The sequence below is a fragment of the Streptomyces flavotricini genome, assembly GCF_020639365.1.
GTDB lineage: Bacteria > Actinomycetota > Actinomycetes > Streptomycetales > Streptomycetaceae > Streptomyces > Streptomyces flavotricini.
Window position 1 is genome coordinate 4,717,745 of sequence record NZ_JAINUL010000001.1, and the last position, 13,812, is coordinate 4,731,556.

Annotated in this window: 11 protein-coding genes, 3 tRNA genes and 1 pseudogene; 9 read left to right on the forward strand and 6 right to left on the reverse strand. The window is 72.5% G+C overall.

The window, feature by feature from the left end; genetic code table 11:
- The 5 genes and pseudogenes from K7B10_RS21395 to K7B10_RS21415 form a co-directional block, all read left to right on the forward strand.
- A pseudogene (locus K7B10_RS21395) lies at nt 1-622 on the forward strand (DNA polymerase III subunit gamma and tau); the annotation flags it as partial.
- A gap of 60 nt (nt 623-682) precedes the next feature.
- On the forward strand, nt 683-1,936 hold the full coding sequence (gene purD, locus K7B10_RS21400) for a phosphoribosylamine--glycine ligase (RefSeq protein ID WP_229338137.1): 1,254 nt from the start codon (nt 683-685) through the stop codon (nt 1,934-1,936).
- A gap of 289 nt (nt 1,937-2,225) precedes the next feature.
- Nucleotides 2,226-3,833: a M48 family metalloprotease gene (locus tag K7B10_RS21405; RefSeq protein ID WP_229338139.1), complete on the forward strand. Its 1,608-nt coding sequence runs from the start codon at nt 2,226-2,228 to the stop codon at nt 3,831-3,833.
- Between the two features lie 190 nt (nt 3,834-4,023).
- Nucleotides 4,024-5,520 (forward strand): N,N-dimethylformamidase beta subunit family domain-containing protein, encoded by a 1,497-nt coding sequence (locus tag K7B10_RS21410; protein ID WP_229338141.1) that lies wholly within the window; start codon nt 4,024-4,026, stop codon nt 5,518-5,520.
- Nucleotides 5,521-5,605: 85 nt separating this feature from the next.
- Nucleotides 5,606-6,508 carry a phosphoribosylaminoimidazolesuccinocarboxamide synthase gene (locus tag K7B10_RS21415; RefSeq protein WP_229338143.1) on the forward strand — a complete coding sequence of 301 codons (903 nt, stop codon included), beginning with the start codon at nt 5,606-5,608 and terminating at the stop codon, nt 6,506-6,508.
- A 120-nt stretch (nt 6,509-6,628) separates the two neighbouring features.
- Here the strand turns inward: K7B10_RS21415 and K7B10_RS21420 are convergent.
- The 6 genes from K7B10_RS21420 to K7B10_RS21445 all read right to left on the reverse strand — a co-directional run bounded on the left by K7B10_RS21420 (nt 6,629) and on the right by K7B10_RS21445 (nt 9,327).
- Nucleotides 6,629-6,704: transfer RNA gene (locus K7B10_RS21420), tRNA-Gly, on the reverse strand.
- Nucleotides 6,705-6,728: 24 nt separating this feature from the next.
- Nucleotides 6,729-7,340 carry a response regulator transcription factor gene (locus K7B10_RS21425; protein ID WP_229338145.1) on the reverse strand — a complete coding sequence of 204 codons (612 nt, stop codon included), beginning with the start codon at nt 7,338-7,340 and terminating at the stop codon, nt 6,729-6,731.
- The gene (locus tag K7B10_RS21430; RefSeq protein WP_229338147.1) at nt 7,337-8,563 is read right to left on the reverse strand and encodes a sensor histidine kinase; all 1,227 of its coding nucleotides are present in this window, start codon (nt 8,561-8,563) and stop codon (nt 7,337-7,339) included. The genes K7B10_RS21425 and K7B10_RS21430 overlap by 4 nt, the downstream gene beginning before the upstream one ends.
- A 70-nt stretch (nt 8,564-8,633) precedes the next feature.
- Nucleotides 8,634-8,706: transfer RNA gene (locus K7B10_RS21435), tRNA-Gly, on the reverse strand.
- An 80-nt stretch (nt 8,707-8,786) separates the two neighbouring features.
- A tRNA-Gly gene (locus tag K7B10_RS21440) sits at nt 8,787-8,858 on the reverse strand.
- A 151-nt stretch (nt 8,859-9,009) separates the two neighbouring features.
- A complete protein-coding gene (locus K7B10_RS21445; RefSeq protein ID WP_229338149.1) occupies nt 9,010-9,327 on the reverse strand; it encodes a histone-like nucleoid-structuring protein Lsr2 in 318 nt (105 codons plus the stop codon).
- 323 nt (nt 9,328-9,650) lie between these two features.
- Here K7B10_RS21445 and purS point away from each other — a divergent pair, with 323 nt between their 5' ends.
- The 4 genes from purS to K7B10_RS21465 all read left to right on the forward strand — a co-directional run bounded on the left by purS (nt 9,651) and on the right by K7B10_RS21465 (nt 13,784).
- The gene (purS, locus tag K7B10_RS21450; RefSeq protein WP_008740952.1) at nt 9,651-9,902 is read left to right on the forward strand and encodes a phosphoribosylformylglycinamidine synthase subunit PurS; all 252 of its coding nucleotides are present in this window, start codon (nt 9,651-9,653) and stop codon (nt 9,900-9,902) included.
- A 2-nt stretch (nt 9,903-9,904) separates the two neighbouring features.
- The gene (gene purQ, locus K7B10_RS21455) at nt 9,905-10,609 is read left to right on the forward strand and encodes a phosphoribosylformylglycinamidine synthase subunit PurQ (protein WP_229338151.1); all 705 of its coding nucleotides are present in this window, start codon (nt 9,905-9,907) and stop codon (nt 10,607-10,609) included.
- Nucleotides 10,606-12,855: a phosphoribosylformylglycinamidine synthase subunit PurL gene (gene purL / locus K7B10_RS21460; protein WP_229338153.1), complete on the forward strand. Its 2,250-nt coding sequence runs from the start codon at nt 10,606-10,608 to the stop codon at nt 12,853-12,855. Before purQ ends, purL begins: the two co-directional genes overlap by 4 nt.
- Nucleotides 12,856-12,992: 137 nt before the next feature.
- A complete protein-coding gene (locus tag K7B10_RS21465) occupies nt 12,993-13,784 on the forward strand; it encodes a maleylpyruvate isomerase family mycothiol-dependent enzyme (RefSeq protein ID WP_229338155.1) in 792 nt (263 codons plus the stop codon).
- The last annotated feature ends 28 nt before the right edge of the window (nt 13,785-13,812 follow it).

Here is a 13,812-nt window from a genome sequence, read left to right on the forward strand (position 1 = left end):
CGCCCCGGCCCCCGCGGCCGCTCCCGCCGCCGCCCCCTCGCCCGGCATGGCCGCCGGCGCCGGGCAGGTCCAGGCGATGTGGCCCGGCATCCTCGAGGCCGTCAAGAACCGCCGCCGCTTCACCTGGATCCTGCTCAGCCAGAACGCCCAGGTCACCGGCTTCGACGGGACCACCCTGCAGCTGGGCTTCCCCAACCCCGGAGCCCGCGACAACTTCGCGAGCAGCGGCAGCGAGGACGTGCTGAAGGCGGTCCTCGCCGAGCAGTTCCAGGTCAACTGGAAGATCGACGCCGTGGTCGGCGCGGGCGGCGGCCAGCCCGCACCGGCCCCGTCCGCGTATGCGGCCCCGCCCGCCCACAACCCGGCTCCCGCCGCCCCGGCCCCCACCCAGCAGCCGGGTCCCGCCGCGCAGCAGCAGCCGTACCAGCCGCCGCAGTCCCCGGCCCAGCAGGGCGGTTCCGCACCGCAGCCCCCCGTACAGCAGGCACCCCCGCCGGTCGCGCCCGAGGACGACGTACCGGAGGAGGACGATCCGGACCTGGTCGACAGCGCCCTGACCGGACACGACCTCATCGTGCGCGAGCTCGGAGCCACCGTCATAGAGGAATACACAAACGAGTAGGGCCGTCTCATTGGGTGGCCGCACGAAGGGCATCCCGCCGCGCGGGCTAGGCTGCAGGGCGTGAAGGTCCTCGTCATCGGCGGCGGCGCCCGCGAACATGCCCTGTGCCGCTCTCTGTCCCTCGACCCCGACGTCAACGCGCTGTACTGCGCTCCCGGCAACGCCGGCATCGCCGAGGTGGCGGAGCTGCGCCCGGTCGACGCCCTCGACGGCGCGGCCGTGGCCCGCCTCGCCACCGAACTCGGAGCCGACCTGGTCGTCGTCGGCCCGGAGGCGCCCCTGGTCGCCGGCGTCTCCGACGCCGTCCGCGCCGCGGGCATCCCCGTCTTCGGCCCGTCCGCGCAAGCGGCGCAGCTGGAGGGCTCCAAGGCGTTCGCCAAGGACGTGATGGCCGCGGCCGACGTCCCGACCGCCCGCAGCTACGTGTGCACCACCCCCGAAGAGGTGGACACGGCCCTCGACGCCTTCGGCGCCCCGTACGTCGTCAAGGACGACGGCCTGGCCGCCGGAAAGGGCGTCGTGGTCACCGGGGACCGGGCCGCCGCCCGCGCGCACGCGCTCGGCTGCGACCGCGTCGTCATCGAGGAGTACCTCGACGGTCCCGAGGTCTCCCTCTTCGCCATCACCGACGGCGTCACCGTGCTGCCGCTCCAGCCCGCGCAGGACTTCAAGCGCGCGCTCGACGGCGACGAGGGCCCCAACACCGGCGGCATGGGCGCATACTCGCCACTGCCCTGGGCCGACCCGAAGCTGGTCGAGGAGGTCATGGAGACCGTCCTCCAGCCGACCGTGGACGAGCTGCGCCACCGCGGCACCCCCTTCTCCGGACTGCTGTACGCCGGTCTCGCGATCACCTCGCGCGGCGTCCGCGTCATCGAGTTCAACGCCCGCTTCGGCGACCCCGAGACCCAGGTGGTCCTGGCCCGGCTGCGCACCCCGCTCGCGGGCGTGCTGCTGCACGCCGCCAACGGCACCCTTGACGCCGAGCCGCCGCTGCGCTGGAGCGCGGACGCGGCCGTGACCGTCGTCATCGCCTCCCACAACTACCCGGAGACCCCGCGCACCGGGGACCCGATCGAGGGCCTGGCCGAGGTGGCCGCCGAGGACGGTCCCGACGCGTACGTCCTGCACGCCGGGACCCGGCGCGAGGGCGAGGCGGTCGTCAGCGCGGGCGGCCGCGTGCTGTCGGTGACGGCGACCGGTTCCGATCTGGCACGGGCCCGCGAGAAGGCGTATAAGGCCGTCGCGCGGATCCGGCTGGACGGCTCCCAGCACCGTACGGACATCGCCGCCAAGGCGGCCGAAGGCCGCTGAGCGGCGGGGCAACCGTCACGCGGGCCCGGTGCGCACCCAGGTGCGACCGGGCCCGCGCGCGTGTCCGCGTACGAGTGCATCCGGCCGCGTTCGAACGCAGCCACCTTTACCCAAAGCCATTCCATCGGGTGATGGTCACCCGGTCCGGCTGACTGCCGGTCGCTCCCCAACTAGGGTGCGATGCCAAGCATTCCGGCACTTGGCCCACCGGCATTGCGATGTCAGTGGCGGGTGTCACAGTGGGGGAGTGAGCAAAACCGCCGCAGGGCAGAGGGGGTGAGGTCCGGCCGTGTCCGGAACGGGTTCGATCGTTGAAGGGGGCGCGCCGTCCGCGCGTTCCCGGGCCCTGGCCGTGCTGCGCGTACGCAGCCGGGCACTGGCCCTCGGGGTGCTGCCCGCCGCCCTGGCGGTGGTGCTGCTGAGCGCCCGGATGACGGGTCGGCTGGCCGGTGGTCCCTGGCCGGTGGTGACGCTCGTCGTGTGCGTCGTCGCCGTACTGGTGCTGCTCGTCGGCGGGGTGTTCGCCGCGGTGGTGCTGCGGGCGAGCCCGGCCGTGACGCCGACGGTGCCGCTGCCGGAGTCCACCGCGCCCGACCTGTACCGGCTGGTGCGGGATCTGGCCGACCGGATGGACGTGCCGGCGCCCTCGGCGATAGCCCTGACGCCGGACTGCGACAGCTGGCTGGAGGACCGTACGCATGCGGCCCACCGGCGCAGCGGAATACCGGGCGGGCGCGAGGCGGAGCCGGGTGCGGCTCCCGTGCTGGTGATCGGCTCGCCGTTCCTCTGGTGGATGCGGGTCGCCGAACTGCGGGCGGTCCTGGCGCCGGTCGTCGCCGGTACGGGCCCTTCGGCCCATCCGGACATAGCCGACGCCCGGGGCTTCGTGCGCGGGCTCGACGCCGCCGTGGACGTGGGCAGCAGGCCCGGCCTCGGCTGGATCGGGGGCCCGGCCCGGCTGCTGCTGAGGCTGTGCCAGGCGGACGCCGCCGAGATGGAGCGCGGGGTCGCGGCCGCTGCCTCGGACCGTGCGCAGGGCGTGGACTACGGGCTGCGCATCGTCGCCCAGGAGCAGGTCGGCCTCGCCTACGCGGGCTGGGACCGGCTGTTGACCAGGGTCGCGCTGCCCGCGTGGCGGATGGGCCGCTGGCCGGCGCACCTCGACGCCGGGGTGGTCTCCGCGCTGACCGAGCTGTCCCGGCGGGACCGGCTGGCCGAGGGGTTCACCTCGCGGCTCGGCGAGCGGCCCGCGTGCGATCTGCTGGAGCGGCCCGGAGTGATCGACGAGGCGGCTTCGCTGCTCGCCGCCCGGCTGTTCCACGGCGGTCCGGCCGAGGCCGGCCCGGACTGGTCGCCGGTGGACTGGGCGGCGTATCCGGAGGAGGTCGTGGACCGCAAATGGCGTGCGGAGGCGACCCGGCTGCACGCGGCGCTGGACGCCCTCGCCGTCCCGCCCGGCCCGGGGCCGACGCTGGACCGGGTGCTGGGCTATCTCACGGACGCCGCCGGAGAGGGCGCGGCCGGAGAGGCGCTGGCCGGCCGGCTCAGCGGTGACCTGGCCAGGGAGGACCGCTCCACGGGAGCGGGAAGCGCCGGCGCCGGAGTGGCGCGCGGGGCGGACACCGTGCCGCTGTTCCCGCTCCAGCCGCCCCGCAGCGGGCGGGACCTGCTCGCCGACCACGTCACGGCGATGGTGTGCGCCGCGGCCGTCGACTCGGCCGATGCCGCGCCCGGGCTGGACTGGCTGGACGGCCCGGTGCTCCTGGTCGGCGGCGAACGGCGCGCGGACCTGGCCCCCCGGGTGCTGACCCTGGTGGAGGACGGGGACCCCGAGCCCCTGCGCGACTGGCTCGCGGAGCTCGGCGTACGCCCGGAGAAGCCGGTCCGCCTCCTCTGACGACGCGGGCGATCGCCCCTTCGCCGTCCCGGCCCGGCGGACCGAGCACTTCACGCCTCCGGATGTGGCGAACGGTGACGGAATGCGTGCGTTATGTGATGTGCTGGGACCGGTGGCGGTTCGTTGTCCCGCAACCGTGCCGTGCCGGCGTGTTCAGAGAACGTTCGGGGGAGCGAGGGAGGGGAGCGGTATGGGTGGTGCGGACCAGATCCGGCGTTGGGAATCAGGTGCGCTCGCGCACGCGGTGACCGACCCCTTCGGCCAGGGCCCGCTGCCGTGGTTCCGGGGCAGCGAGCTGTACTTCGACGACACCGGGCACGTCGTGCCCTGGTACGTGGACCCGGCTCTCGCCGACCCCGCGCTCGCCCCCGGCCAGATCCCGCGCGCCCGCGGCACCGGCGGCCCGCGCACCGCCGACGACGTGCACCGGCAGATCAAGGGCTTCGCCTCCACCGGGGCCGTCACCCCCGGCGAGGCCATCGACTTCCACATCACCGTGGACCCGCCCCAGCAGTTCTCCGTCGACGTCTACCGCATCGGCCACTACGGCGGCGACGGCGCCTCCAAGATCACCACGAGCCCCCGGCTCTCGGGCATCGTCCAGCCGGCCCCCCTCACCGCCGACCGCACCGTCTCCTGCCACCACTGGTGGCTCTCCTGGAGGCTCCAGGTCCCCTCCTACTGGAGCGTCGGCGCGTACGTCGCCGTCCTCACCACCGCCGACGGGTACCGGTCCCACATCCCCTTCACCGTTCGCGACGACCACCCCGCCGACCTCCTCCTGCTGCTGCCCGACATCACCTGGCAGGCCTACAACCTCTACCCCGAGGACGGGCGGACCGGCGCGAGCCTCTACCACGCCTGGGACGAGGAGGGCCGGCTGCTCGGCGAGCAGGACGCGGCCATCACGGTCTCCTTCGACCGGCCCTACGCGGGGGCCGGCCTGCCCCTGCACGTGGGCCACGCCTACGACTTCATCCGCTGGGCCGAGCGCTACGGCTACGACCTCGCCTACGCCGACACCCGCGATCTGCACGCCGGCCGTGTCGACCCCACCCGCTACCGCGGCCTGGTCTTCCCCGGCCACGACGAGTACTGGTCGGCCCCCATGCGCCGCACCGTGGAGCGCGCCCGCGACCACGGCACCTCGCTCGTCTTCCTCTCCGCCAACACCATGTACTGGCAGGTGGAGCTGGGCCCCTCCCCCTCCGGGGTCGACGACCGGCTCCTCACCTGCCGAAAACGCCGCGGCCCCGGCCGCCCCAGCCTCTGGCGCGAGGTCGACCGCCCGGAGCAGCAGCTGCTCGGCATCCAGTACGCGGGGCGGGTCCCCGAGCCCGCGCCCCTGATCGTGCGCAATGCCACGCACTGGCTCTGGGACTCCACCGGCGCCGCCGAGAACGACGAGCTCCCCGGCCTGGTCGCCGGCGAGGCCGACCGGTACTTCCCGCGCACCCAGCTCCCCGAGCACCAGGACCGGATCCTGCTCGCGCACTCCCCGTACCGCGACGGCGAGGGCGCGAAGCGCCACCAGGAGACCTCCCTGTACCGGGCCCCGAGCGGCGCCCTGGTCTTCGCGTCGGGCACCTTCGCCTGGTCCCCGGCCCTGGACCGCCCCGGGCACGTCGACGAACGGGTCCAGCGGGCCACCGCCAATCTCCTCGACCGGATCTGCAAGCGGGACTGAGCGGGGCCGGACACCCCCGGAGCCGGGCACGGCCCCCGGTACGGGAGAATGGGGCTGCGCTCGTACAGAACCACAGGGAGACCCCGTGTCCGGATTCGTCGAAAAGCCCGAGCCGGTTCAGGTGCCCGGCCTCGTCCACCTCCACACCGGCAAGGTGCGCGACCTCTACCGTGACGGCGACGGCAATCTCGTCATGGTCGCCAGCGACCGGATGTCCGCGTACGACTGGGTGCTCCCCACCGAGATCCCGGACAAGGGCCGCGTCCTGACCCAGCTCTCGCTCTGGTGGTTCGACCAGCTGAGCGACCTCGTCCCGAACCACGTGATCGGCACGGACCTGCCCGAGGGCGCCCCCGCCGACTGGGCCGGCCGCACGCTGATCTGCAAGAACCTCGAGATGGTCCCGGTCGAGTGCGTGGCCCGCGGCTACCTCACCGGTTCCGGCCTCGCCGAGTACGAGAAGACCCGTACGGTCTGCGGACTCGCCCTCCCCGAGGGGCTCGTGGACGGCTCCGAGCTGCCCGCCCCGATCTTCACGCCGGCCGCCAAGGCCGCCGTCGGCGAGCACGACGAGAACGTCTCGTACGAGGAGGTCGCGCGCACCACCGGCGCCGAGACGGCGGCGCTGCTGCGCCAGACCACCTTGGCCGTGTACGGCCGGGCCCGGGACATCGCCCGCGAGCGCGGGATCATCCTGGCGGACACCAAGTTCGAGTTCGGCTTCGACAAGGAGGGCGTCCTCGTCGCCGGCGACGAGGTGCTGACCCCGGACTCCTCCCGCTTCTGGCCGGCCGACCAGTGGGAGCCGGGCCGCGCGCAGCCCTCCTTCGACAAGCAGTTCGTCCGCGACTGGCTCACCTCCCCCGCCTCCGGCTGGGACCGCACCGGCGAACTCCCGCCGCCGGCCCTCCCGCAGGAGGTCGCCGAGCAGACCAGCGCCAAGTACATCGAGGCGTACGAGCGCCTCACCGGCCTCGGCTGGGCCTGACGCCCGGTGTCCCAGGCCCGAACCGGGCCTGGGACACGGCCCGGACCCGGCGCGGGACACAGCCCGGACCGGCCTGAGACACGAAGAAGCCCCCGGTCACAGGACCGGGGGCTTCTTCGATGGAGCGGACAACGCGACTCGAACGCGCGACATCCACCTTGGCAAGGTGGTGCTCTACCAACTGAGCTATGTCCGCAGGTGCGCCGTAACGCGAGACCTACTATACCCAACCTCGCTCGCGTGCGAGACGCACTGCCGTGTGCCGGTTCTCGGCGCCCAGCTTCGTCGCCGCCGACGACAGGTAGTTCCGTACGGTCCCCGGCGAGAGCGAGGCCCGCTCGGCGATCTCCGCGATCGGCGCCCCGTCCCCCGCGAGTTCCAGCACCTCGGCCTCGCGCGCGGTCAGCGGGGAGTCTCCCGCGCTGATCGCGTCGGCCGCCAACTCGGGGTCCACATAGCGCCCTCCGGAGTGCACGGTCCGGATCAGCTCGGCCAGCCGCTGCGCCGACACCGTCTTCGGCGCGAAGGCGCGCACCCCCGCCGCGAGGGCCCGCTTCAGGTGCCCGGGACGCCCGTGGCTCGTCACGATCATCGTCTTGCAGTCGGGGAGTTCGGCCCGCAGCGATGTGGCCACACTCACACCGTCCGCCCCCGGCATCTGCAGGTCCAGCACCGCCACGTCCGGCCGGTGGGCGCGCGCCATCGCGAGCGCCTCCGGCCCCGAGGCCGCCTCCGCGACGACCAGCAGATCGTCCTCCAGGGCCAGCAGCGCCGCGAGCGCCCCGCGGATCAGGTGCTCGTCGTCGGCCAGCAGTACGCGTACGGGGCTCATGCCCGCGCCTCCAGTCCTCGCAGTCGTCCCCCCGGGATCCGGGCCTGCAGCCGGAACCGGCCGCCGCCGACCGGTCCGGCCTCCAAGGTGCCGTCCAGGGCCGCGAGCCGCTCCCGCAGGCCCGCGAGGCCGGAGCCCGGCGGTCCGGCCGGCACCTCGGGGGCCCCGTCGTTCTCCACCACCAGCGTCAGCGCGCCCCCGTCGGGCGCCGTGAGCCGGATCACGCAGCTGCGCGCGTCCCCGTGGCGCAGGACGTTGGTGGTGGCCTCCCGGACCACCCAGCCCAGGGCCGACTGCACGTCGGGGCGCAGCACCCCGCCCGCCTCGACCTCGACGCGGCAGTCCATCCCGGCCGCGCTGAGCACCCCGCGCGCGCCCTCCAGTTCCGCGGTGAGATCGGCCTCGCGGTAGCCGCGTACGACGTCGCGCACCTCGCGCTGCGACTCGCCGGCGATCCGCTGGACCTCGATCATTTGGTCCACGGCCTCGGGGCGTTCGCGCCGGGCCAGCTGGACGGCCAGCTCGCTCTTGAGCGCGATCACCGCGAGGTTGCGGCCCATCACGTCGTGCAGGTCCCGTCCGAAGCGCAGCCGCTCCTGTGCGACGGCGAGCTGCGCCTGGAGCTCTCGGGCCCGGTCGAGCTCGTAGACCGTCTTCAGCAGCCAGGAGGAGAAACCGCAGGCCAGGACGAGCAGGACGCAGGTGAGGAGGACGCCGACCCCGTAGCCGGCCGCCTCTCCGGCAGGGTGCCCCACCGCCAGGGCCACGGCCGCCGCCGCGGCGCCCGCGGCAGGGGCCACGCAGAGCATGTGCCGGACCCGCGTCAGGGCCAGCGTCAGCGAACCCGATGCGAACGCGACCGTGTTGACCACGAGGGCGGGGGCGACGCCCGCGTGGGAGACGGTGCCGGCCGAGCGCAGGACCAGGACGGCGACCGCCAGCGCGGCGGTCAGCACGGCGACGGCCACCGCCAGGCGTACGGGCCGCTCGCGGCGGCCGAGCACCCAGTCCAAGGCCCTGGAGGACAGCACTCCGCACAGCGCGATCTGCGCGCACAGGGGCAGGAGCAGGGCGCCGCTGACGGCTCCGAGTCCCTCGGGTGCGAGGCCGAAGAGCACCGAGGAGGATTCGAGGAGGACGAACAGGTGGAACGACCAGCGGGTGTAGAGCTCGATCTTGGCCGCACTGCTGCGGTTCCTCCACCACCCCGTCAGCTTCGACACGGTCCCACCCCCCGGTGATTGAACGCATACGACAAAGGCCCTGATCGATGATCAGGGCCTTTGCACGCTGAGCGGACGACGCGACTCGAACGCGCGACATCCACCTTGGCAAGGTGGTGCTCTACCAACTGAGCTACGTCCGCATGCTGCCTCGGCATGAATGCCGCTGCGATGCGTGCATCACTCTACCCGATCCACCGGAGTGGTCGGTAAAGCGTTGCAGAGCGGGTGACAGGGATCGCACACTGCGCCTTCCCCCTGGAAGGGGGATGTTCTGCTACTGAACTACACCCGCACGACCTTCGGGGCTTTGACCTGCGGCCTCGCCCCTCGGCGTGATCCACACACTAGCGGATCGGAGGGGGTGGATGGCAAATCGGCCCCCGGCAGGCCCCGTTAGCGGCCCTCGGCGGGGCCCGCGGCGCGCGCCGCGGGCCCCGGTGGACTCAGTGGGCCTCGTTGTACGCCGCGTACACCCGCTTCGGGATGCGGCCGCGCGGCGGCACGTCGAGGCTGTTGGACCGGGCCCAGGCGCGGACGACCGCCGGGTCCGGGGCCAGCGAGGTGTGCTTGTAGGTCTTCCCGGAACGGGCCTGCCGGCGCCCGGCCGCCACGAAGGGCGCGAGGCTCTTCCGCAGTTTCTTTGCGTTGGCCAGATTGAGATCGATCTCGTACGACTTACCGTCCAGGCCGAACGTGACCGTTTCCGCCGCTTCCCCGCCGTCGATGTCGTCGGAGATCGTGACTACTACGCGATGCGCCACGGATATCGGTCCCTTCGCGCGACGCCGCCCACCCGTCGGGACGTGCGGTGATGTCGCCTGTGTGGATGTTTCGGAGCAATGCGTGATTCTGCTGGAATCCTGATGGAATCCTTTGTATCGCGATTCCCATTGCATTGCGAAGCCCAGTTAATTGTCTCCGCGTGTCCCGCCGCAATCCCGGGTGCGTGTTTTTCCGGTGGATTTTGCGAAGCGTTGGTGAAGCCGAAACGGGGGGTCGGAGGCGCCCGAAGGATATCTACCCGCGTAGAAATTTCGGCCGGGTACGCTGAGGGAACCGCCTTCGCACCAACCACCCATCGGGAGTGCCAGTGGCACGCGTCGTAGTCGACGTCATGCTCAAGCCGGAGATCCTCGACCCTCAGGGCCAGGCGGTGCAGCGTGCACTGCCGCGCCTGGGCTTCGAGGGCATCGCCGACGTCCGCCAGGGGAAGCGCTTCGAACTGGAAGTGGAGGGACCGGTCGACCAGGCCGCCCTCGACCGCATCCACAAGATGGCCGAAACGTTCCTCGCCAACACCGTCATCGAAGACTTCACCGTGAAGGTCGAGGCCTGACGGTGACCACTCGCATCGGAGTCGTCACGTTCCCCGGAACGCTCGACGACCGTGACTCGCTGCGCGCCGTCCGCCTCGCGGGGGCCGAGCCCGTCTCGCTGTGGCACCGCGACAAGGACCTGCACCAGGTCGACGCGGTCGTCCTCGCGGGCGGCTTCTCCTACGGGGACTACCTGCGCGCCGGAGCCATCTCCCGGTTCTCGCCGGTGATGGAGACCATCATCGAGCAGGCCAAGGCCGGCATGCCGGTCCTCGGCATCTGCAACGGCTTCCAGATCCTCACCGAGGCCCACCTGCTGCCGGGGGCGATGCTCCGGAACAACCACCTGCACTTCATCTGCCGCGAGCAGAAGCTGCGGGTGGAGAACGCGGAGACCGCGTGGACCGGCGACTACACCGCCGGCCAGGAGATCTCCGTACCGCTCAAGAACATGGACGGCCGGTACGTGGCCGACGAGCACGTCCTCGACGAGCTCGAGGCCGAAGGCCGCGTGGCCTTCCGGTACGCGGTCGACGGCGAAGCCGCCGACGGGTACGGCAACCCGAACGGGTCGCTGCGCGACATCGCCGGCATCACCAACGCCGCGGGCAACGTGGTCGGCCTCATGCCGCACCCCGAGCACGCGGTCGAGCCGCTGATCGGGACGGGCCGCACCGACGGCCTCCCGTTCTTCACCTCGGTCCTGAAGAAGCTGGTCTCCGCATGAGCCTCGACACCGTCAAGAACGCCACCGAGACCCCGGACGCCTCCCAGCCCTGGAAGGAACTCGGCCTCAAGGAGGACGAGTACGCCCGGATCCGGGAGATCCTCGGCCGCCGCCCCACCGGCGCCGAGCTCGCCATGTACTCGGTCATGTGGTCCGAGCACTGCTCGTACAAGAGCAGCAAGGTCCACCTGAAGCAGTTCGGCGAGAAGGTCCCCCAGAACGACGCCATGCTCGTCGGCATCGGCGAGAACGCGGGCGTCGTCGACGTCGGCCAGGGGTACGCGGTCACCTTCAAGGTCGAGTCGCACAACCACCCCAGCTACATCGAGCCCTACCAGGGCGCGGCCACCGGCGTCGGCGGCATCGTCCGCGACATCCTCGCCATGGGCGCCCGCCCGGTCGCGGTCGTCGACCCGCTGCGCTTCGGCGCGGCCGACCACCCCGACACCAAGCGCGTCCTGCCGGGCGTGGTCGCGGGCATCGGCGGCTACGGCAACTGCCTGGGCCTGCCGAACATCGGCGGCGAGGTCGTCTTCGACGCCTGCTACCAGGGCAACCCGCTGGTCAACGCCGGCTGCATCGGCGTGATGAAGCACGAGGACATCCACCTCGCCAAGGCCTCCGGCCCCGGCAACAAGGTCATCCTCTACGGCGCCCGCACCGGCGGCGACGGCATCGGCGGCGTCTCGGTCCTCGCGTCCGAGACCTTCGACGACAGCAAGCCCACCAAGCGCCCCGCGGTGCAGGTCGGCGACCCCTTCCAGGAGAAGCTCCTCATCGAGTGCACCCTGGAGATCTTCAAGGAGAAGCTGGTCGCGGGCATCCAGGACCTCGGCGGCGCCGGGCTCTCCTGCGCCACGTCCGAGCTGGCCTCCGCCGGTTCCGGCGGTATGCGCGTCGAGCTGGACACCGTCCCGCTGCGCGACGCGACGCTCTCGCCCGAGGAAATCCTCATGAGCGAGTCGCAGGAGCGCATGTGCGCGATCGTCGAGCCGCAGTACGTCGACCGCTTCATGGAGATCTGCGAGAAGTGGGACGTCATCGCCACCGTCATCGGTGAGGTGACCGAGGGCGAGCGCCTGGAGATCTTCTGGCACGGCGAGCAGATCGTGGACGTGCCCCCGGGCACCGTCGCCCACGAGGGCCCGGTCTACCACCGCCCGTACGCCCGCCCCGAGTGGCAGGACGCCCTCCAGGCCGACGACGCGGGCAAGCTGCCCCGTCCGCAGACCTCCGAGGAGCTCCGCGCGCAGGTCCTGGCGCTGGTCTCGTCCCCGAACCAGGCCTCGAAGTCCTGGGTCACGGACCAGTACGACCGCTTCGTCCAGGGCAACACGGTGCTCTCGCAGCCCGAGGACGCCGGCATGGTCCGCATCGACGAGGAGACCAACCTCGGCGTGGCCATGGCCACCGACGGCAACGGCCGCTTCGCGAAGCTCGACCCGTACACGGGTGCGCAGCTCGCGCTGGCGGAGGCGTACCGCAACGTCGCCGCGACCGGTGCCAAGCCGCTCGCCATCTCCGACTGCCTGAACTTCGGCTCGCCCGAGGACCCGGGCGTCATGTGGCAGTTCGCCGAGGCCACACGCGGTCTCGCGGACGGCTGCCTGGAGCTGGGCACCCCGGTGACCGGCGGCAACGTCTCGCTGTACAACCAGACCGGTGAGACCGCGATCCACCCGACCCCGGTCGTGGCGGTCCTCGGTGTGATCGACGACGTCAACCGGCGTACGCCGATGGCGTTCGCCGAGGCCGGCCAGCTGCTGTACCTGCTGGGCGACACGGCCGAGGAGTTCGGCGGCTCGGCCTGGTCCCAGGTCGTCCACGACCACCTCGGCGGCATGCCGCCCAAGGTGGACCTGGGCCGCGAGAAGCTGCTCGGCGAGATCCTGATCTCGGCGTCCCGCGACGGCATGGTCGACGCGGCGCACGACCTGTCCGACGGCGGCGTGATCCAGGCGCTCACCGAGTCCTGCCTGCGCGGCGGCAACGGCGCGCGGATCGTCGTGCCCGAGGGCCTGGACGCCTTCACCTTCCTGTTCTCCGAGTCCGCGGGCCGGGCCATCGTGGCCGTCCCGCGCAGCGAGGAGCTCCGCTTCACCGACATGTGCGGTGCGCGGGGCCTGCCGGCCACCCGCATCGGTGTGGTGGACGGCGAGGAGATCGAGATCCAGGGCGAGTTCACCATCCCGCTCGCGGAACTGCGTACCGCGCACGAGACGACGATCCCGGCGCTGCTCGCCTGATCCCGCGCTCGTTCCCGAGCCCCCGTCCGGAGACTTCGAGTCCTCCGGGCGGGGGCTCGGGCGTTGGCGGGTGCGTCCGGTGCCGTGCGGTGTTGCGCGCCCGGTCCGTTGTCGGCCCCGGCGGATAGGGTCGGGCCATGCCACCCGCCAAGAAGAGGGCGCGTACCTACGACGCCGTGAAGATCCGGGCCGCGGTCACCGCGCAGTTCGGGCATGTGAGCGATGCCGTCAGGGAGTTGGACGAGGAGCAGCTCGCGCGGCCCAGCGGGGTCGGGGAGTGGAGCGTCGCGGAACTCGCCGCGCACATCGCGTGGATCGCGCACTCGCTGGCCGCCGGACTGGCCCGGCCCCCGGCCGCCGTGCCGGAACTGACGGCCGTCGAGTGGCCCTTCGCCACCGCGTCCCTCGCGGGGAAGATCGCCGAGGCGGCCAGGGAGACCCTGGGCGGCGCCCCGCTGACCGAGCTGTACGAGCGCGCCGGCGCCCGTATGGCCGAGGAGCTGGCCGCGAACCCGGGCGGCCGGGTGATGGACCTGTGGATCGGGGACATGACCCTGGCCGACTTCCTGGTCACCCGCACCGTGGAGCTCGTGGTCCACACCGACGACCTCAACCGGGCGGTCGGGGCGGACGTCCCGATCGACCGGCAGGCCCTGGCGGCCTGTACGCGGCTGCTCGCGGACGCCCTCGCGCTGAAGGCCCCGGGCGGCTCGGTGGAGGTACGGATCCCGCCGTTCGCCGTGGTCCAGTGCATCGAGGGGCCCCGGCACACCCGCGGCACCCCGCCGAACGTGGTGGAGACGGATCCGCTGACCTGGATCCGGCTGGCCACGGGGCGTACGGACTGGGCCGCGGCCGTGGAGAACGCGCAGGTCAGAGCCAGTGGCGAGCGGGCCGACCTGTCGGCGCTGCTCCCGGTCATGAGCTGAGCCGCCCCGCGTGGAACCGGTGCCGCAC

Coding starts and splice junctions, on each gene's coding strand:
- K7B10_RS21410 (WP_229338141.1), top strand. CDS start 4,024: ATGGGTGGTGCGGACCAGATCCGGCGTTGGGAATCAGGTGCGCTCGCG.
- K7B10_RS21425 (WP_229338145.1), bottom strand. CDS start 7,340: ATGAGCCCCGTACGCGTACTGCTGGCCGACGACGAGCACCTGATCCGC.
- K7B10_RS21465 (WP_229338155.1), top strand. CDS start 12,993: ATGCCACCCGCCAAGAAGAGGGCGCGTACCTACGACGCCGTGAAGATC.
- purL (WP_229338153.1), top strand. CDS start 10,606: ATGAGCCTCGACACCGTCAAGAACGCCACCGAGACCCCGGACGCCTCC.